This is a genomic window from Cupriavidus taiwanensis, from assembly GCF_900250115.1.
GTDB classification, from domain to species: domain Bacteria; phylum Pseudomonadota; class Gammaproteobacteria; order Burkholderiales; family Burkholderiaceae; genus Cupriavidus; species Cupriavidus taiwanensis_B.
This window is the reverse complement of sequence record NZ_LT984803.1, coordinates 1,804,828-1,823,559: the sequence shown is the minus strand read 5'-3', so window position 1 is coordinate 1,823,559 and position 18,732 is coordinate 1,804,828. Positions and strand designations below refer to the sequence as shown.

General features: G+C 67.1%; 17 protein-coding genes. 11 read left to right on the top strand and 6 right to left on the bottom strand.

Annotated features, from left to right (window positions below; genetic code table 11):
• The first annotated feature begins 5 nt into the window (after positions 1-5).
• The 3 genes from guaB (at position 6) to guaA (ending at position 3,849) form a co-directional block, all read left to right on the top strand.
• The gene (gene guaB / locus CBM2586_RS08625) at positions 6-1,469 is read left to right on the top strand and encodes an IMP dehydrogenase (RefSeq protein WP_115687248.1); all 1,464 of its coding nucleotides are present in this window, start codon (positions 6-8) and stop codon (positions 1,467-1,469) included.
• 174 nt (positions 1,470-1,643) lie between these two features.
• A complete protein-coding gene (locus CBM2586_RS08620) occupies positions 1,644-2,255 on the top strand; it encodes a hypothetical protein (RefSeq protein ID WP_115662005.1) in 612 nt (203 codons plus the stop codon).
• A complete protein-coding gene (gene guaA, locus CBM2586_RS08615; protein WP_115662006.1) occupies positions 2,230-3,849 on the top strand; it encodes a glutamine-hydrolyzing GMP synthase in 1,620 nt (539 codons plus the stop codon). Before CBM2586_RS08620 ends, guaA begins: the two co-directional genes overlap by 26 nt.
• A 211-nt stretch (positions 3,850-4,060) precedes the next feature.
• Here the strand turns inward: guaA and CBM2586_RS08610 are convergent, their stop codons facing one another.
• The 6 genes from CBM2586_RS08610 to CBM2586_RS08585 form a co-directional block, all read right to left on the bottom strand.
• Complete coding sequence (locus CBM2586_RS08610) at positions 4,061-5,041, bottom strand: tripartite tricarboxylate transporter substrate binding protein (RefSeq protein WP_115662007.1); 981 nt, start codon at positions 5,039-5,041, stop codon at positions 4,061-4,063.
• Positions 5,042-5,140: 99 nt separating this feature from the next.
• Positions 5,141-8,698: an indolepyruvate ferredoxin oxidoreductase family protein gene (locus CBM2586_RS08605; RefSeq protein ID WP_115687247.1), complete on the bottom strand. Its 3,558-nt coding sequence runs from the start codon at positions 8,696-8,698 to the stop codon at positions 5,141-5,143.
• Between the two features lie 94 nt (positions 8,699-8,792).
• A complete protein-coding gene (locus tag CBM2586_RS08600; RefSeq protein ID WP_115687246.1) occupies positions 8,793-9,827 on the bottom strand; it encodes an Ldh family oxidoreductase in 1,035 nt (344 codons plus the stop codon).
• Complete coding sequence (locus CBM2586_RS08595; protein ID WP_011301409.1) at positions 9,824-10,528, bottom strand: GntR family transcriptional regulator; 705 nt, start codon at positions 10,526-10,528, stop codon at positions 9,824-9,826. The genes CBM2586_RS08600 and CBM2586_RS08595 overlap by 4 nt, the downstream gene beginning before the upstream one ends.
• A gap of 6 nt (positions 10,529-10,534) precedes the next feature.
• The gene (locus CBM2586_RS08590) at positions 10,535-11,689 is read right to left on the bottom strand and encodes a UxaA family hydrolase (protein WP_115687245.1); all 1,155 of its coding nucleotides are present in this window, start codon (positions 11,687-11,689) and stop codon (positions 10,535-10,537) included.
• Between the two features lie 5 nt (positions 11,690-11,694).
• A complete protein-coding gene (locus tag CBM2586_RS08585; RefSeq protein ID WP_115687244.1) occupies positions 11,695-11,985 on the bottom strand; it encodes a UxaA family hydrolase in 291 nt (96 codons plus the stop codon).
• Positions 11,986-12,190: 205 nt separating this feature from the next.
• Here CBM2586_RS08585 and CBM2586_RS08580 point away from each other — a divergent pair, with 205 nt between their 5' ends.
• The 8 genes from CBM2586_RS08580 to CBM2586_RS08545 all read left to right on the top strand — a co-directional run bounded on the left by CBM2586_RS08580 (position 12,191) and on the right by CBM2586_RS08545 (position 18,732).
• Complete coding sequence (locus CBM2586_RS08580; RefSeq protein ID WP_115687243.1) at positions 12,191-12,652, top strand: hypothetical protein; 462 nt, start codon at positions 12,191-12,193, stop codon at positions 12,650-12,652.
• Positions 12,642-13,007, top strand: coding sequence for a hypothetical protein (locus tag CBM2586_RS08575; RefSeq protein ID WP_115687242.1), 366 nt, complete (start codon positions 12,642-12,644; stop codon positions 13,005-13,007). Before CBM2586_RS08580 ends, CBM2586_RS08575 begins: the two co-directional genes overlap by 11 nt.
• 43 nt (positions 13,008-13,050) lie before the next feature.
• Entirely contained in the window at positions 13,051-14,022 is a 972-nt protein-coding gene (locus CBM2586_RS08570; RefSeq protein ID WP_115688710.1) for a zinc-binding dehydrogenase, read from the top strand.
• A gap of 25 nt (positions 14,023-14,047) precedes the next feature.
• Positions 14,048-14,842 carry a TauD/TfdA dioxygenase family protein gene (locus tag CBM2586_RS08565; RefSeq protein ID WP_115687241.1) on the top strand — a complete coding sequence of 265 codons (795 nt, stop codon included), beginning with the start codon at positions 14,048-14,050 and terminating at the stop codon, positions 14,840-14,842.
• Positions 14,843-14,948: 106 nt separating this feature from the next.
• Positions 14,949-16,067 carry a Re/Si-specific NAD(P)(+) transhydrogenase subunit alpha gene (locus CBM2586_RS08560; RefSeq protein WP_115687240.1) on the top strand — a complete coding sequence of 373 codons (1,119 nt, stop codon included), beginning with the start codon at positions 14,949-14,951 and terminating at the stop codon, positions 16,065-16,067.
• Positions 16,068-16,077: 10 nt separating this feature from the next.
• Positions 16,078-16,431, top strand: coding sequence for an NAD(P) transhydrogenase subunit alpha (locus CBM2586_RS08555; protein ID WP_115662016.1), 354 nt, complete (start codon positions 16,078-16,080; stop codon positions 16,429-16,431).
• Positions 16,428-17,894 carry an NAD(P)(+) transhydrogenase (Re/Si-specific) subunit beta gene (locus CBM2586_RS08550; RefSeq protein WP_115687239.1) on the top strand — a complete coding sequence of 489 codons (1,467 nt, stop codon included), beginning with the start codon at positions 16,428-16,430 and terminating at the stop codon, positions 17,892-17,894. The genes CBM2586_RS08555 and CBM2586_RS08550 overlap by 4 nt, the downstream gene beginning before the upstream one ends.
• Before the next feature lie 46 nt (positions 17,895-17,940).
• Positions 17,941-18,732, top strand: coding sequence for an SDR family NAD(P)-dependent oxidoreductase (locus CBM2586_RS08545; RefSeq protein ID WP_115662018.1), 792 nt, complete (start codon positions 17,941-17,943; stop codon positions 18,730-18,732).

Sequence of the window (18,732 nt, the reverse complement as noted above, 5' to 3'; positions counted from 1 at the left end):
TTGCTATGCGTCTTGTCCAGAAAGCACTCACATTCGATGACGTGCTGCTCGTCCCGGCCTATTCGGCCGTCCTTCCCCGGGATGTTTCCCTCCGCACCAGCCTGACCCGCTCCATCGAACTGAACATCCCGCTGGTATCCGCGGCGATGGACACCGTGACGGAAGCGCGCCTGGCGATTTCCATGGCGCAGGCCGGCGGCATCGGCATCGTCCACAAGAACCTGAAGCCCGCCGACCAGGCCCGCGAAGTCGCGCGCGTCAAGCGCTACGAGTCCGGCGTGCTGCGTGATCCGATCACCATTTCGCCAGACATGAAGATCCGCGATGTGATCGCGCTGTCGCAGCAGCACGGCATTTCCGGATTCCCGGTGGTCGAGGGCAAGGCCGTGGTCGGCATCATCACCAACCGCGACCTGCGCTTCGAAGAAGAGCTCGACGCCCCGGTGCGCGCCAAGATGACGCCGCGCGACAAGCTGGTGACCGTGGCCGAGGGCGCGCCGCTGGACGAAGCCAAGCGGCTGATGAACCGCCACCGCCTCGAGCGCGTGGTGGTGGTGAACCAGGCCTTCGAGCTGCGCGGCCTGATCACGGTGAAGGACATCCAGAAGGCGGTGGACAACCCGCTCGCCAGCAAGGATGACCACGGCCAGCTGCGCGTTGGCGCCGCGGTCGGCGTGGGCCCGGACAACGACGAGCGCGTCGAGCTGCTGGTCAAGGCCGGCGTCGATGTGATTGTGGTGGATACGGCGCACGGTCATAGCCAGGGCGTGCTGGACCGCGTGCGCTGGGTCAAGCAGAACTTCCCGCAGGTACAGGTGGTTGGCGGCAATATCGCCACCGGCGAGGCCGCGCGAGCGCTGGTCGAGCATGGCGCCGACGGCGTCAAGGTCGGCATCGGCCCGGGCTCGATCTGCACCACGCGTATCGTTGCCGGCGTCGGCGTGCCGCAGATCACCGCCGTCTCCAACGTGGCCGAAGCGCTCAAGGGCACCGGCGTGCCGCTGATCGCCGACGGCGGCGTGCGTTATTCCGGCGATGTGGCCAAGGCCCTCGCGGCCGGCGCGCACACCGTGATGATGGGCGGCATGTTCTCGGGCACCGAGGAAGCGCCGGGCGAAACCTTCCTGTTCCAGGGCCGCTCGTTCAAGAGCTACCGCGGCATGGGTTCGGTGGGTGCGATGAAGGACGGCGCGGCCGACCGCTACTTCCAGGAAGACAACACCGCCAACGTCGACAAGCTGGTGCCCGAAGGCATCGAAGGGCGCGTGCCGTACAAGGGCTCGGTGATGGCGATCATCCACCAGCTGACCGGCGGCGTGCGGGCCTCGATGGGCTATTGCGGCAGCAAGTCGATTGCCGACTGGCACGAGAGCGCGCAGTTCGTCCAGATCACGGCAGCCGGCATGCGCGAATCGCATGTGCACGACGTGCAGATCACCAAGGAAGCGCCGAACTACCATATCGACTGATGTCCCGCGGCCGCGCACCGTCCCTGCAGGCGGTGCGCGGCCGCCGGCATCGGGGCGGGGCGCCGGCGCGTGCCCGCGCTCGACCACCATCCCATCCGAACCTGGCCGCGCGCCACGCAGGCGTTGTCCTGATGCCCGCCGCACCACCGGCCGGGGCCAAGACGAGGAGCGCCAATGAAGGTGTTGCTGCGAGCCGTGCTGTTTTTCGATGCCCTGGTGGACCTGCTGCTGGGCATCCTGCTGCTGATGTCCCCGTTCACCACGCTGTACGCGGCGCTGCAGTTGCCGCAGCCGCAGCCGGCGCTGTTCGGACAGCTGCTGGGCGTGGCGCTGGTGGGTCTGTCGGTGCTGCTGTGGCAGGCCGCCTTCAATGGCCAGCTGACGGTGCCGGTAGCGCGTACCGCCGGCTACGTGAACCTCGCCAGCGCGGTGCTCATCATCGCCTGGATGGTGTTCCTGGAGCTGCCGCTGGAAGGCGCCGGCAAGCTCTGGCTGCCGACCATGGCCGTGGTGCTGCTGTTCTTTGCCGTGGTGCAGATCCCGGCGGCCAAGCGCGTGCGCGTGCGCGAACAGCAACGGAAGATGGAACGCGCGCTGCAGGAACAGGAAAGCAGGAAGGAACCCGGCGTTGCCCCCGCGGCGCGCCCCACGAATACCCCAGAATACCGGCGCGAGCCGGTCATCACGCCGCCGCCGGGCTATGGCCCCGGCACGGAAGTCGTGACCGAGCCCATCCCGGAAGACACGCCATCGGCCCATCATGCACGACAAAATCCTCATTCTTGATTTCGGCTCGCAGGTCACGCAGCTGATCGCCCGCCGCGTCCGCGAGGCGCACGTCTATTGCGAAATCCACCCGAACGACGTCAGCGACGCGTTCGTGCGCGAATTCGCCCCCAAGGCGATCATCCTGTCCGGCAGCCACGCCAGCACCTATGAAGACCACCAGCTGCGCGCGCCGCAGGCGGTGTGGGACCTGGGCGTGCCGGTGCTGGGCATCTGCTACGGCATGCAGACCATGGCGGTGCAACTGGGCGGCAAGGTCGAGTGGAGCGACCAGCGCGAATTCGGCTACGCCGAGATGCGCGCGCACGGCCATACCGAGCTGCTCAAGGACATCGAGGACTTCCGCACGCCGGAAGGCCACGGCATGCTCAAGGTGTGGATGAGCCATGGCGACAAGGTCACCGGCCTGCCGCCGGGCTTCAAGCTGATGGCGTCCACGCCGAGCTGCCCGATCGCCGGCATGGCCGACGAGACCCGCCACTACTACGCGGTGCAGTTCCACCCCGAGGTCACGCACACGGTCAAGGGCCGCCAGATGCTGGAGCGCTTCGTGCTGCAGATCGCCGGCTGCAAGCCCGACTGGGTCATGCGCGACCATATCGAGGAAGCGGTGGCCAAGATCCGCGAGCAGGTCGGCGATGAAGAAGTCATCCTGGGCCTGTCCGGCGGCGTCGACTCGTCGGTGGCCGCGGCGCTGATCCATCGCGCCATCGGCGACCAGCTCACCTGCGTGTTCGTCGACCACGGCCTGCTGCGCCAGGACGAGGGCAAGCTGGTGATGGAAATGTTCGTCGGCCGCCTGCACGCCAAGGTCGTGCATGTCGATGCCTCCGACCAGTTCCTGGGCCACCTTGCCGGCGTCACCGACCCCGAGCAGAAGCGCAAGATCATTGGCCGCGAGTTCGTTGAAGTGTTCCAGGCCGAGGCGAAGAAGCTGACCAACGCCAAGTGGCTGGCACAGGGCACGATCTACCCGGACGTGGTCGAGTCGGGCGGCACCAAGACCAAGAAGGCCACCACCATCAAGAGCCACCACAACGTTGGCGGCCTGCCCGAGACGCTGGGCCTGAAGCTGCTGGAGCCGTTGCGCGACCTGTTCAAGGACGAAGTGCGCGAGCTTGGCGTGGCGCTGGGCCTGCCGCCCGAAATGGTCTACCGCCACCCGTTCCCGGGCCCGGGCCTGGGCGTGCGCATCCTCGGCGAAGTCAAGCGCGACTACGCCGACCTGCTGCGCCGCGCCGATGCCATCTTCATCGAGGAACTGCGCAAGACCATCGCCACCGAACACGACGCCGCCGCCGGCCTGTGCGAGCCCGATCACGTCGGCAAGAGCTGGTACGACCTGACCAGCCAGGCCTTCGCCGTGTTCCTGCCGGTGAAGTCGGTGGGCGTGATGGGCGACGGCCGCACCTACGACTACGTGGTCGCGCTGCGCGCGGTGCAGACCACCGACTTCATGACCGCGCACTGGGCGCACCTGCCGTATGCGTTGCTGGGCCGCTGCTCGAACCGCATCATCAACGAAGTCCGGGGTTTGAACCGGGTCGTGTATGACGTGTCGGGGAAACCGCCGGCGACGATCGAATGGGAGTAATCGACGTCCTGCGGCGACCATCGTTTTCGAAAAACCGCCGTAATGTGTTGATTCAGGAAGAAATGCATTGCGGCAGCTAGCGGTGGCTAGCGCCGGCCAGCGGAACGGGTTGGCGGTAAATGTTGTGGCGGTAAGAACCGGAGGCCGGATCAGGACCTTCCCGTTCGCTATCGGGACATGCCCCGCCCGCACCGGGCGGGGCAGCCATGCGCTATTCCAGGTGGAAGCCGGTCTGCTTGATGGCCAGCGCCCATTTCTTCTGCTCGGCGGCCATGAAGGTCGCGAACTGGTCCGGCGAGCCGCCGCTGGCCGGTTCATAACCCTTGCTGGCCAGTTGCTGGCGCACGCCGGGCGCATTCAGCGCCTTTTCGATCTCCTTGCCCAGCAGCGCGACGATGTCCTTCGGCGTGCCCGCCGGGGCCACCAGCCCATACCACTCGCTCGCCTCGATGCCCGGGAAACCGGCCTCCGCCATGGTCGGGATGTCCGGGAACAGCGGCAGGCGCTGCTTGCTTGCCACGGCGATCCCCTTGAGCTGGCCGCCCTTCACGAACGGCATCACCGCCGGCACGCCGTGGAACATCATGTGGATGTGTCCGCCCACCATGTCGGTCAGGGCCTGCGGGCCGCCCTTGTAGGGCGCGTGGACGATGTCGACGCGAGCCATTTCCTTGAAGACCTCGCTGACCACGTTCTGCTGCGTGCCGGGGCCGACCGAGGCGTAGCTCAGCTTGCCGGGTTCAGCCTTCGCCCGGGCCACCAGGTCCTTGACCGATGCGCCAACCGAGGGATTGACGACCAGCATGTAGGGCGAACTCGCCATCAGTCCCAGCGGCGCGAAATCCTTGCCGAGGTCGAACGGCAGGTTTTTCTGCAGGCTGGCATTGATGGCCATCGGCGCGCTGGCCACCAGCAGCGTGTAGCCGTCCGGCGCGGCCTTGGCGCCCATGCCGGCGCCGATATTGCCGGTGGCGCCCGGCCGGTTGTCGATCACGAACTGCTGGCCAAGGCTCGCCGTCATCTTTTCGGCCACGGTACGCGTGACGGTGTCGACGCCGCCACCAGCCGGCCACGGCACGATGATGCGCACAGGGCGATTCGGATAACCGCCCTGTGCCAGGGCGCTGGCGGCCCCCGCGGCGAGTGCAATGGCGCCCAGGGCATGACCCACTCGGTGCAGTACGGATTTCATGCTTTGTCTCCTTGTTGCCTTTTGATGGTCCCCGCGTTTCAGCTTGCGGGGATTGGTTTCACCGTTCGTCTTTCGTCTTTTGTCTTTCGCTTGCCGTCTTCACGCGGCGACGGTCGGCCTGGCCGCTTCGCGCCGTACCTCGCCATGCTTCCATTGCGCCGTCAGCCGTTCCCAGCGCGCCCGCACGGCGTCCAGGTTGCGTGCCTTGACGTGGCCATAGCCGCGAATGTCCATCGGCAGCCGTGCGATCTCCAGCGCCAGCTCCAGGTTCTGCGCGGACAGCGTCGGCAACAGCATTTCGATGCAGTGGCGGTACTCGGCGATCAGCGTGCGTTCTTCCTTGCGCTCGGCGGTGTAGCCGAACGGATCGAACGCGGTGCCGCGCAGGCCCTTGAACCTGGCCAGCACGCCGAAGGCAGTACGCATCCACGGGCCATAGGTTCCCTTGACGAGTTCACCCTTGTCGTTCTTCTTCGCGAGCAGCGGCGGCGCAAGATGGTGTACCAGGCGCACGTTGCCTTCGAACATCGACTCGATCTGCTTGCGGAATGCGGCGCCGGTGTGCAGGCGGGCCACCTCGTACTCGTCCTTGTAGGCCATCAGCTTGAACAGGCTGCGCGCCACGGCCTCGGTCAGCCGTGTGCTGCCCGTGACTGACGCGGCGATCCTGACGCGGTCGACGAAGCTTTCGTACTGCGCGGCGTAGGCGCGGTTCTGGTAGCCGGTCAGGAACTCGACGTGGCGCGCGATCAGGTCGTCCAGCGAGGGCTTGCGCACGAACTGGATCACCTGTGCATTGGCGGCGCGCATCGGCACGCGCGACATGTCGTGCGCACACATCCGGCCCCATTCGAACGCGGCCTTGTTGCTGTCGACCTGCACGCCGTTGAGCTCGATCGCACGCATCAGCGCGTCATGCGACAGCGGCACGCGGCCCTTCTGCCATGCGTACCCGAGCATCATCAGGTTCGCGTAGATCGACTGGCCCATCACCTGCTTCGCCACCTGCTCGGCGTCGAAGCTGCCGACCTGGCCGGTGCCCACGGCCTGCGCGATGCGGCCGACGGCTTCCTCGGTCTGGGGATCCCAGTCCGGGTTGCGCACGAACGCGGCGGTCGGGGTTACATGGCTGTTCAGTACGACGTAAGTGCGCTGCGGCGACATGGCGGCAATCGTTGCCTTGCTGGCCGCCACCACCGTGTCGCAGGCGATCACGAGCTCCGCCATGGCCATGTCGACGCGGCTCGCGTGCAGCGCATCGGGGCTCGCGGCGATCTGGATGTGGCTCCACGTTGACCCGCCCATCTGCGCCATGCCGGTGGCGTCCTGCGTGATCACGCCCTTGCCTTCCAGGTGCGCGGCCATGCCCAGCACGCCGCCGATGGTCACGATCCCGGTGCCGCCGATGCCGGCGACGACAATGCGGGCCGCCTCGGGCAGCGCGGGCAGCGGGATGTCGGTCGGCACGGGATTGGTCTTGTCATGCGTCGACGGCTTCCTGAGCTTGCCGCCCTCGACCGTGACGAAGCTCGGGCAGAAACCCTTGGTGCAAGAGAAGTCCTTGTTGCAGGTGTCCTGGTTCACCTTGCGCTTGCGGCCGAACTCGGTTTCCACCGGCTGCACGGCCAGGCAGTTGCTCTCCACCGAGCAGTCGCCGCAGCCTTCGCACACCAGTTCGTTGATGACCACGCGCTTGTCGGGATCGGCCATGGTGCCGCGCTTGCGTTCGCGGCGCTTCTTGGTGGCGCAGGTCTGGTCGTAGATGATGGCGGTGACGCCGCTCACTTCGCGCAGTTCGCGCTGCACGGCGTCGAGTTCGTCGCGATGGCGCACGGTGAGGCCCGTCGCGAGGTTGGCGACGCCCTTGTACTTTTCCGGCTCGTCCGTGACCACCACGATCTGGCGGGCGCCTTCTGCATGCAGTTCGCGCGACATCGCCGGTACGTCAAGCTGCCCGTCAACCGGCTGGCCGCCGGTCATGGCCACGGCGCTGTTGAACAGGATCTTGTAGGTCATGTTCACGCCGGCGTGGATCGACTGGCGCACCGCCAGCAGGCCGGAGTGGTTGTAGGTGCCGTCGCCCAGGTTCGCGAACATGTGCTTGCGCTTGCTGAACTCCGACTGGCCCATCCAGTGCACGCCTTCACCGCCCATCTGCGACCACGACCCGGTCGAGCGATCCATCCACACCACCATGCCGTGGCAGCCGATGCCGGCGGTGGCGACCGAGCCTTCCGGCACCTTGGTGCTGGTGTTGTGCGGGCAGCCCGGGCAGAACCACGGCAGGCGGTCGGTGCCGCGCGAATCGCCCTGGGCGGTGGCGCGCTCCTTGGCCTCGATTTCGTTCAGGCGCACGTCCATGCGTGCGGCCACGTCGGCGGGCACGCCGAGTGCCTTGAGACGCTTTGCGATGGCCTTGGCCACCAGCGCCGGCGACAGGTCGGCCTTGGCGCGCAGCAGCCAGTCCTCGGCCGGCCGCGCGTGGCTCCATTCGCCGCCCACGCCTTCGGTGTGGTGGTACTTGCCGAACACGGCCGGGCGCGCCTGCTCGGGATAGTGGTACAGCTCGTCCTTGAGCTGCTGCTCGATGAGCGGGCGCTTTTCTTCCACCACCAGCACTTCGCGCAGGCCATGCGCGAACTCGCGCACGCTGAGCGATTCAAGCGGCCACACCACGCTGACCTTGTGGACGCGGATGCCGAGTGCGCGGCAGGTGGCGTCGTCGAGCCCCAGGTCGAGCAGCGCCTGGCGCGTATCGCTGTAGGCCTTGCCGCTGGCGATGATGCCGAAGCGGTCGTTCGGGCCTTCCACCACGTTGCGGTTCAGGCGGTTGGCGCGCACGTAGGCGAGTGCCGCCGGCCACTTGAACTCCATCATGCGCGCCTCGGCGGCGAGCGGGTCGTCGGGCCAGCGGATATGCAGGCCGCCCTCGGGCATGGCGAAGTCTTCGGGCAGCACGATGCGCACGCGGTCCGAATCCGTGATGACCGACGAGCCCGATTCCACCACCTCCTGCACGGTCTTCATGCCGGACCACAGGCCGCTGAAGCGGCTCATGGCGAACGCGTGCACGCCCAGGTCCAGGATGTCCTGCACGTTCGACGGGAACAACACCGGCAGGCCGCAGGCGATAAAGGTGTGGTCGCTCTGGTGCGCCAGCGTGCTGCTCTTGGACACGTGGTCGTCGCCGGCCAGCGCGATCACGCCGCCGAGCCGCGACGTGCCGGCCAGGTTGGCATGCTTGAGCGCGTCGCCGCTGCGGTCGACGCCGGGGCCCTTGCCGTACCAGATGCCGAACACGCCGTCGTACTTCTTGCTGTCCGCATCGAAGTCCAGCTGCTGCGATCCCCACACGGCCGTGACGCCGAGCTCTTCGTTGACGCCGGGCTTGAACACGACGTGGTTGTCGGCGAGGTACTTCTTCGCCTGCCACATGGCCTGGTCATAGTTGCCGAGCGGCGAGCCGCGGTAGCCGGAAATGAACGCCGCGGTGTTGTGGCCCGCCATGGCGTCGCGCCGGCGTTGCAGCAGCGGCAGGCGCACCAGCGCCTGCACGCCGCTCATGTAGGCGCGGCCGGATTCGAGCGCGTACTTGTCGTCGATCGAGACGGCTGCCATGGCCTTCCGGGCCGCGTCGGGGAGAATTGGAGCGTTCATGGGGCGGATTGAGCCAGTGTGTTTGATGGGGTAGGGACGGCCAGCGTCTGCCGGTAGCCCGGATCTCTGCAATCTCTATGTCTATGCGGCCGGATCAGTCGGGAAAGGGGATACCTAGCTGCTGGCCCAGCGCGCCCAGTTCACGGGCGATGGCATCGGGCAGCGCGACGCCGCGTGCGCGGCCCTCGCGCTCCAGCGTGTCGCCGCGGTGGCCGGGGAGCCTTGCATCCCCGCCGCCGGCGGCAAGGTAATTTCCGGTCCACTGCGCCATGTAGTCGGCGAAGACGCCCTGGCCGGAGAAGGCCTCGGGCTTGACCAGCCAGACAAAGCCGCCCTGGCGTCCGACCGCGCCGCCGCTGCCGACGTGGTTGCGCTCCGGCGATAGCGAATCTGCCGTGGCGGCCAGCGCACCCGCCAGGCACTCCACCATCATGGCGATGCCGATGCCCTTGTGGCCGCCCGTGGGCAGCAGCGAGCCGGCGAGCGCGCGTTGCGCATCGGTGGTCGGCTGGCCGTCGGCATCGAGCGCCCAGCCTTCGGGAATGGGTTTGCCCTCGCGGGCGGCAAGCAGGATGTGGCCGCGCGCGGCAACGCTGCACGCCACGTCGAATACGATCGGCGCCTGGCCCGGCAGCGGACAGCCGAAGGCGATCGGGTTGTGGCCGATGGCGGGGCCGGAGAAGCCTTCCATGCCGAGCACCGGCGGGGTGCGCTGGCCGACCATGCAGAACGCGCCGGCCTCGGCCGCGAGCAGTGCATGGATGCCGAGTGCGCCGAGGTGGCCGCACGCCTGCACCGCGACCAGCACGGACGCGCTCGCTTCCAGGGCCTCAAGCCCGAGCCGGACGGCATGCGGCCCGGCAACCTGGCCCATGGCGCCATCGGCGTCCAGCACGATGCCACCGGCAAAGGCGCGGTGCGACATCGCCGCGCGCGGATTGAAGTCGCCGGCGCGGAGGCGATCGACGTAGGACGGCACGCGCGTCATGCCATGCGTCTTGTAGCCGCGCAGTTCGCTGCGCACGAGCGCGGTGGCGGCCTCGACGGCATGTTCGGGCGCCACGCCGCACGATTCGAATACGGCCGACGTCCATTGCTCCAGGCCTTGGACATTCCATCGGGTCGTCATGACGATTTCTCCCGCACGATCATCAGCCGCTCGGTGAACGGCGCGGCGTAGACCGACTGGTAATAGAGCGGCTGGTCGCGCAGCGTGTAGCCGCGCATTTCCATGATGAAGGCCGGCGCCTCGGGGTCGATGCCGAGCTGGCGCGCGACCGTTGCCGGCGGCTTTTCAAAGCGGATCCACTGGTCCACGCGCAGCGTCGGCAGCGACAGGCGCTGGCCGATCAGTTCGCGCAGGTTCTTCTCGAGCGCCTCGCGGTCGAGTCCGCCCAGTTGCGCGAAGTCTTCCTCGCGCAGCCAGAATTCGCTGTACAGGTCAAAGCGCCCGCCGACGTTGATCACGCGCTCGATGCGCACGTAGCCATCGCCTTCGAGGAAGTCCGCCCACGGCCCCTTCTTCTTGATGCGCTTGACCGAGCGCGCGTGGACGTAGGACGGCAGCTCGTTGCCCTCTTCGTCGCGAAAGCGCAGGTAGCGCACGTCCGCCGGCGCAACCCGCGTACCGGACACGAAGGTGCCGCGCCCCTGTTCGCGCGTGATCAGTCCCGAGTGCGTCAGCCGGATCAGCGCTTTCTGAATGGTGCCGACGCTTACCCCATGCATGGCGGCCAGCTCTGCCTCTGACGGCAGGCGGTCGCCCTCGCGCAGTGCGCCGGATTCGATGGAGCGGATGATCGCGTCGGAGACGCTGTTCAGTTTGGTCATGGTTGCTCAGAGGCTCAGTGCGAATCGACTGATCGCGATCTCCCGGACATCGAGCACCTCGCTGGTCAGTTGCGTGCCCGATGCGATGTCCATCGCATAGGCATACAGCTGCTCGCCGAGGTCGGAGATCTTCTCTCCGTGCTGCAGGACGCCGCTGACGTCGAAATCTATGTTGTCGGCCATGGTCTGCAGCGTATTGACGTTGCCGCACACCTTGACGGTCGGTGCCACCATGCTGCCGATCGGGTTGCCCACGCCCGTGCCGAAGAACGTGAGCTGGCACCCGCCGGCGGCAAGCGCAGTCAGATTTTCCACTGCCGCGGCCGGTGCGTCCATGAAATGCAGGCCCGGCTTGCGCGGTGCCTCCCCGTAGCGCAGCACGCCCACCAGCGGCGTGCTGCCGGCCTTGGCCATGGCGCCCAGCGCTTTTTCCTCGACGGTGGTCAGGCCACCGCGCTTGTTGTCGGGCGAAGGCTGGTCTTCGCGCATGTCGACGCCGCGCGAGATCGCCAGGTTTTCCATATTGCGCACCGCGGTGACGAAGGCCTCGCGCACGCGGCCGTCGGCGGCGCGTTCGGCGAACAGGTGATCGGCGCCGATGAACTCCGAGGTCTCCGAGATGATCACGGTGCCGCCTTCGGCGATCACCATGTCCGCCATGCGGCCGATGACCGGATTGCAGCTCAGGCCCGAGGTGGTATCCGATCCGCCGCATTCCACGCCGATCACCAGTGACGACACCGGGCACGGCACGCGGCGCGCACGCGACGCGGCCAGCGACAGCCTGGCCGCCTTGCGCGTGCCTTCGGCGATGCAGTCGACGGTGCCGTTGGGTTGCAGGTGCACGCGCTCGATCGGCTTGCCGCTGGCCTGGATGCGGCGCGCCACCTCTTCCGTGGACGAAGGCTCCAGGCCCACCAGCAGCACCGCCGCGATATTGGGATTGCGGCCCAGCCCGGCCAGCGATTCGAACGCGAAATCGAGGTCCGCGCCGAACTGGCCGCGCACGAACAGCGTGGTGACGGGAATGCAGCCGCCAACGGTGCGCGCAATCGTGCGCGTCACCGGGTTGCAGTTGTCCATGACCGAAACGACGGCGACCCAGTTGCGCACGCCGACCGCGCCGTTTTCGCGCGGATATCCGAGAAAGGTGGTTGCCATCTGTGTCAGCCCTGGTGCAGGTCGCCGCGCGCGCGCGCCGATTCGATGTTGTGAACGTGCATGTGTTCGCCGGCCCGGATCATGTGACTGGCGCGGCCGATCACCTGGCCGTACTTGACGATGTCGACGCCCGAAGGCGTGTCGGTGATGCAAATCTTGTGGCCGAAGGGCACGTCCTGCAGCAGGACCAGTTCTCCTGACCGCTCGCCTTGCAGGACGCACACTTGCCCGGCGTGGCCCGCGTCCAGCAGCGTGGCCACATTGTCGGTTGGGTTCAGTACGATGGCTCGGGGCATTGATCAACTCCTGTATAGGTGTTGAGTGCAATGTAGGGAATTGCACCGGGCTTAGTCAAGACGAATCGCGCATTCATCCGAGAAAACCACTACTCCTCCATGAAAGTCCTATATAGAAGTTGTTGACATCGGCATGCGGCGTGTCTATCGTCATGTCAACGGCGCCACAGTTCTGCGCCAATCTGTTCAACAGCAGGAGACAGGCATGAAGGTGGTGTCACACCTGGAAAAGATTGCGAAGCTTCAGGCACTGCGCGAGCGCCTGGATCCGCTCCAGGATTTCGAGCTGTGGTTCTGGGCCGGCATGACGGCCGGCACACATGCGGTCAATGCAGCACTGCATCAGGCCGGGATCACGCTGGACGACGACATGTTCGCCACGCAACCCGGCGTCTATCTGGTGCCGCAACCTGACGGCAAGCTGCAGGCGGCGCTCCGGCCGCTGGGTGACGTGCTGCATGTCGGGCGCCCGAAAGTGGAAGCGCCCGTACCCGCCGACATCGCGGCGATGATGGACGACATGGAGCGCATCGAGCATTACCGCGACCCGTGCCTGCGCGAGGGCCTGGTCCCGACCGATGCGATCGCCCGCAGCTGCGACACGGCGCTGCGGCATTGCCTGGCTTTGCTGGCGACGCGCATGGAAGGGGGCGCACATGGACATTGAAGGACACATCGCGATAGCCCGCCGCATCGAGGCATCGCTGCAGAAATGCGGACCGGCCGACTACGAGATGACGATCGAAGCCGCCATGCTCGCCGGCACGCACTGGCTGAACGTGCTGCTCCACAAGCTTGGGACTGCGCCGGCGCAGCAGGATGTGTTTCACACGTATTTGCTGACGGTGAATGAGTTCCGGCGGCTGTCAGTGGCGGCGGAAAAGCCGGTGGCCGCACTGGCGGCCATCGAAGACCTGCGGGCGCCGTTTGTGCGGGGCAACCATCCTGGCGGAGAAGCCGCGGCCGAACGCGCGCTGACGCGGCTTGCGCTGATCCGTGCGGCGGCGCTCGGGTGTGCTTGAGATTGGCAGCCAGGAACAGAAGGAAACCAGGAAGGAGTCAATGGTGAAAGCAATTCGTGTGGTGCCGGGCCCGGAGGGCGGCACGGTCGAGGTGCAGGATATTCCGGCGCCGGTCGCGGGGCCGGGGCAGGTTTTGGTCAGGGTGCGTGCGTCGGGCCTGAACCGCGGTGAGATCAACCAGGCGAAGGAGTTGCGTACCGGCAATACCATCACCACTGGCGTCGAGTTCGCGGGCGAGGTGGCCGAAGTCGGCGACGGCGTGCACGGCTGGCGCAAGGGCGACCGGGTCATGGGGCACGGCAAGGGCTGCCAGGCCGAGTATGTGGTGTCGGACCCGATGGCGCTGATCGCCGTGCCGGATGGCATGTCGTGGATCGATGCCGCCGCGTTCCCCAATGTCTTTATCACCGCGCACGACGCGCTGGTGGTGAACGGGCGGCTCCAGCCGGGAGAGTCGGTGCTGGTCAACGGCGCGTCGGGCGGCGTGGCCATGGCCGCCATCCAGATCGCGTCGCTGATGGGCGCCAGGCCGGTCATGGCCCAGTCGCGCTCGGCTGCCAAGCTCGACAAGCTCAGCCAGTACGGCGTGGACGTCGGCATCGACTCGTCGACTGACGACCAGGTCGAGAAGGTGATGGCGGCGACCGGCAACAAGGGCGTCGACGTGATCATCGACACGGTCGGCGGGCCGGTGTTCGAAGCCAATATGAAGAGCCTCGCGGTCCAGGGCCGGCTCGTGAACATCGCGCGGCTGGGCTCGGCCACGGCGCAGATCGACCTGGCCCAGCTGTGGCTCAAGCGCCTGCAGCTGATCGGCGTGACCTTCCGTACCCGTACCGAGCAGGAGCGGCTCGAATGCATCCAGGCGTGCGCGCGCGACCTGTTGCCGTTCCTGCGCGCGGGCCGTGTGCGGCTGCCGATCGACCGCACCTTCGCCATGACCGACATCCACGCGGCGCATGCATACATGAAGCAAGACCAGCACGTCGGCAAGATCGTGCTGCTGGTCGACTGAAGCCATCGACACGAGAGGAGACATCATGACCATCGAAATCAAGCCGCTGACCGGTTCGGTCGGAGCATCCGTGACCGGCGTCAACCTGAACGACCCGATCAACGACGCCACCTTCCAGGTGCTGCACCAGGCCTTCCTCGAGCACGGCATGCTCGTGTTCCGCGGCCAGTTCCTGCAGCCGGCTGCGCAGGTAGCCTTTGCCCGGCTGTGGGGCACGCCGGTGCAGGGCAACCCGCTGCTCAAGGGGCTGGCGGAGTTCCCGGAGCTGTTCCAGGTCACCAGGATCCCCAAAGAGACCGCCTCGACCGAAGCGTGGCACTCGGACTCGATCTACACCGCGGTGCCGCCCAAGATCTCGATCCTGTCGGGCGTGACGATTCCGATCGGCGGCGACACCATGTGGTGCAACCAGTATCTCTCGTACGAGCGCCTGTCGCCGGCCATGCAGCGGCTGATCGAGGGCCTGCGCGCACGCTTCACCGGCGCGCGGCTGGCCAGGATGACCGGCGCCGACAAAGTGCCTTCGGCCGTGCACCCGATCGTGCGCACGCATCCTGAAACGGGCCGCAAGGCACTGTACGTCGGCCACCCGGACACCGCCGAGTGCATCGACGGCATGACCGTGGCGGAAAGCCGTCCGCTGCTCGACTTCCTGTACGAGCACTCGGTCACGCCGGACAACGTCTACCGCCACATGTGGCAGGAAGGCGATGTGGTGATGTGGGACAACCGCTGCACCATGCACTACGCCGTCCATGACTACGGCAATGCCGAGCGCGTACTCAACCGCGTGACGCTCGAAGGCGAAGTGCCCCGCTGAGGGGGCACCACCCGGCCGGCACCGCAGGCGGCAGTGGCCCGCAAGCGGTGCCCGGCACGCAGCGTCCCCATGCCGGCAGGCGCAGCGGATCACAGGAGATGGAACCATGCAGATAGGCATCCCGACTGAGACTCGGGCGGGAGAGGCGCGCGTCGCCGCTACGCCAGAGACGGTCAAGAAATACGTCGCACAAGGCCACCAGGTCGTGGTGCAAGCTGGCGCCGGTTTGCGTGCCAGCCAGCCTGACAGCGCTTATGAAGCCGCCGGCGCTACGATTGGCACCGCAGCCGACGCGCTGTCGGCGCCGCTGGTGCTCAAGGTGCGCGCGCCCGAGGCCGCCGAACTGGCGCAGATGCAGCCCGGCGCGGTGCTGGTGGGCATGCTCAACCCGTTCGATGCCGAGAACAACGCGCGCATGTCGGCCGCCAACATCACCGCCTTCGCGCTCGAGGCCGCGCCGCGCAGCACGCGCGCGCAGAGCATGGACGTGCTGTCGTCACAGGCCAATATCGCCGGCTACAAGGCCGTGCTGGTGGCCGCGCACCACTACCAGCGCTTCATGCCGATGCTGATGACCGCCGCCGGCACCGTCAAGGCCGCGCGCGTGCTGATCCTGGGCGCCGGCGTGGCCGGCCTGCAGGCAATCGCCACCGCCAAGCGCCTGGGCGCGGTGATCGAAGCCTCGGACGTGCGCCCCGCGGTCAAGGAGCAGATCGAATCGCTCGGCGGCAAGTTCCTCGACGTGCCGTTCCTGACCGACGAAGAGCGCGAGATCGCGCAGGGCGTGGGCGGCTATGCGCGCCCGATGCCGCCGGACTGGATGAAGCGCCAGGCCGAGCTGGTGCACCAGCGCGCGCTCCAGGCCGACATCGTCATCACCACCGCGCTGATTCCGGGCCGCAAGGCGCCGGTGCTGCTGCAGGAAGCCACCGTGGCGCAGATGAAGCCCGGCTCGGTGGTGGTGGACCTGGCCGCCGCGCAGGGCGGCAACTGCCCGCTGACGGTGGCCGACCAGGTGGTCAACCACAACGGCGTGATCCTGATCGGCCATACCAACCTGGCCAGCATGGTCGCGGCCGACGCCTCGGCGCTCTATGCGCGCAACGTGCTGGACTTCCTCAAGCTGGTCATCGACAAGGACGGCCAGTTCACGCTCAACCTCGAAGATGACATCGTCGCCGCCTGCCTGATGACGCGGCGCGAAGAAGCGGCGCTGGCCGGCTAAGGAGACATCCATGGAAATGGTGAACCACACGGTGATCAACCTGATCATCTTCGTGCTGGCGATCTACGTGGGCTACCACGTGGTGTGGACGGTCACGCCCGCGCTGCACACCCCGCTGATGGCGGTGACCAACGCGATCTCGGCCATCATCATCGTCGGCGCCATGCTGGCCGCCGGCCTGACCGAAGGCGGCGTGGGCCGCGCGATGGGCACGCTCGCCGTGGCGCTGGCCGCGGTCAATGTGTTCGGCGGCTTCCTGGTGACCCAGCGCATGCTCGAGATGTTCCGCAAGAAGGCGCCCAAGGCGCAGCCCGCAAAAACGCCCGCGACCGCCGGCGGCGAACTGGTGGAGATGCCGAGATGAATGGACTGTCCATGAATACCGTGACGCTGTTCTACCTCGGCGCGTCGGTCTGCTTCATCCAGGCGCTCAAGGGGCTGTCTCACCCGGCCTCGGCGCGCAAGGGCAATGCCTTCGGCATGATCGGCATGGCGGTGGCTGCACTCACCACGGTGGCGCTGATCCTCAAGCTCAGGAACGAGTTCCTGGCGGCCGGCAGCGGCACGGGGGCGGGGTCGGGTCTGGCGCTGATCCTGGCCGGGCTGGTGGTCGGCGGCGGCATCGGCGCCTATGTCGCGAAGAAGGTCGAGATGACCAAGATGCCCGAACTGGTCGCGGCGATGCACTCGCTGATCGGCCTGGCGGCGGTGTTCATCGCGGTGGCCGCGGTGGCCGAGCCTGCGGCCTTCGGCATCAGCCCGGCCGGCTCGCACCTGATCCCGCTGGGCAACCGCATCGAGCTCTTTATCGGCTGCTTCGTCGGCGCGATCACGTTCTCGGGCTCGGTGATCGCCTTCGGCAAGCTGGCCGGGCGCTACAAGTTCCGCCTGTTCCAGGGCGCGCCGGTGGTGTTCGCCGGCCAGCACCTGCTGAACCTGGCGCTGGCGGTGGCCATGGTCGGCTTCGGCATCGCCTTCTTCATGACGCAGGAATGGCTGCCGTTCCTGGTGATGCTGGCGATCGCCTTCGTGCTGGGCGTGCTGATCATCATCCCGATCGGCGGCGCCGACATGCCGGTGGTGGTGTCGATGCTGAATTCGTACTCGGGCTGGGCCGCGGCCGGCATCGGCTTCTCGCTGAACAACCCGATGCTGATCATCGCCGGCTCGCTGGTGGGCTCCAGCGGTGCGATCCTCTCGTACATCATGTGCCGCGCGATGAACCGCTCGTTCTTCAACGTGATCCTGGGCGGCTTCGGCGGCGATGCATCGGCTGGCGCGGCGGCCGGCGCGCAGGCGCAGCGCAACGTCAAGTCGGGTTCGGCGGATGACGCCGCCTTCCTGATGGGCAACGCCGAGACCGTGATCATCGTGCCCGGCTACGGCCTGGCGGTGGCGCGCGCCCAGCACGCGCTCAAGGAACTGACCGAGAAGCTGGCCGAGAAGGGCGTGACCGTAAAGTACGCGATCCACCCGGTGGCGGGCCGCATGCCGGGGCACATGAACGTGCTGCTGGCCGAGGCCGAGGTGCCGTACGACCAGGTCTTCGAGATGGAGGACATCAACAGCGAGTTCGGCCAGGCCGACGTGGTGCTGGTGCTGGGCGCCAACGACGTGGTCAATCCGTCGGCCAAGACCGATCCCAAGTCGCCGATCGCCGGCATGCCGATCCTGGAGGCGTACAAGGCCAAGACCATCATCGTCAACAAGCGCTCGATGGCGGCCGGCTACGCCGGGCTGGACAACGAGCTGTTCTACATGGACAAGACCATGATGGTGTTCGGCGACGCCAAGAAGGTGGTCGAGGACATGGTCAAGGCGGCATAAGGTCGATGTCAGGGCAAGATCGAACCGTATCAGAGGAGACATGGCAATGAATTGCGAGCAAGGACGCAGCCTTAACCCGTTCGCAGACCTCGAGGGCAAGGTGGCGCTGGTCACCGGCGCCTTCAGCGGGCTCGGCCTGCATTTCGCGAAGACCCTCTCGCGCGCGGGCTGCAAGGTGGCATTGGCCGGACGGCGCGTGGCGGAAGGCGAGGCGCTGCTGGCCGAACTGCGCCAACAAGGCGGACAGGGTTGCGTGGTCGCGCTCGACGTAAGGGATCCGATCTGGGTCGATTCGGCGTTCGAGGGCGCGCAGCGCGAACTGGGGCCGGTGCAGATCGTCGTCAACAGCGCCGGCATCGCGACCACCGGCGCGGCCATGGATGTGGACGAGTCGCAGTGGCAAAGCGTGATCGATACCAACCTGAACGGCGCCTGGCGCGTGGCGCAGCGTGCCGCGCGCATGATGCGCGATACCGACACGCCCGGCAGCATCATCAACATCGCGTCGATCCTCGGGCTGCGCGTGGCCCAGCAGGTGCCGGCGTACACGGCGGCCAAGGCGGGCCTGATCCACCTGACGCGCTCGCTGGCGCTGGAATGGGCGCGCCATGGCATCCGGGTGAACGCGCTGGCGCCGGGCTACTTCGAGACCGATATCAACCGCAGCTTCTTCGAGACCGAGAGCGGACAGGCGCTGATCCGGCGCATCCCGCAGCGCCGGCTCGGGCAGCCGCGCCAGCTTGACGGCGCGCTGCTGCTGCTGGCTTCCGAGGCGTCCGACTTCATGACCGGCACGGTGCTGCCCGTCGACGGCGGCCATTCCATCAATTCGCTTTGA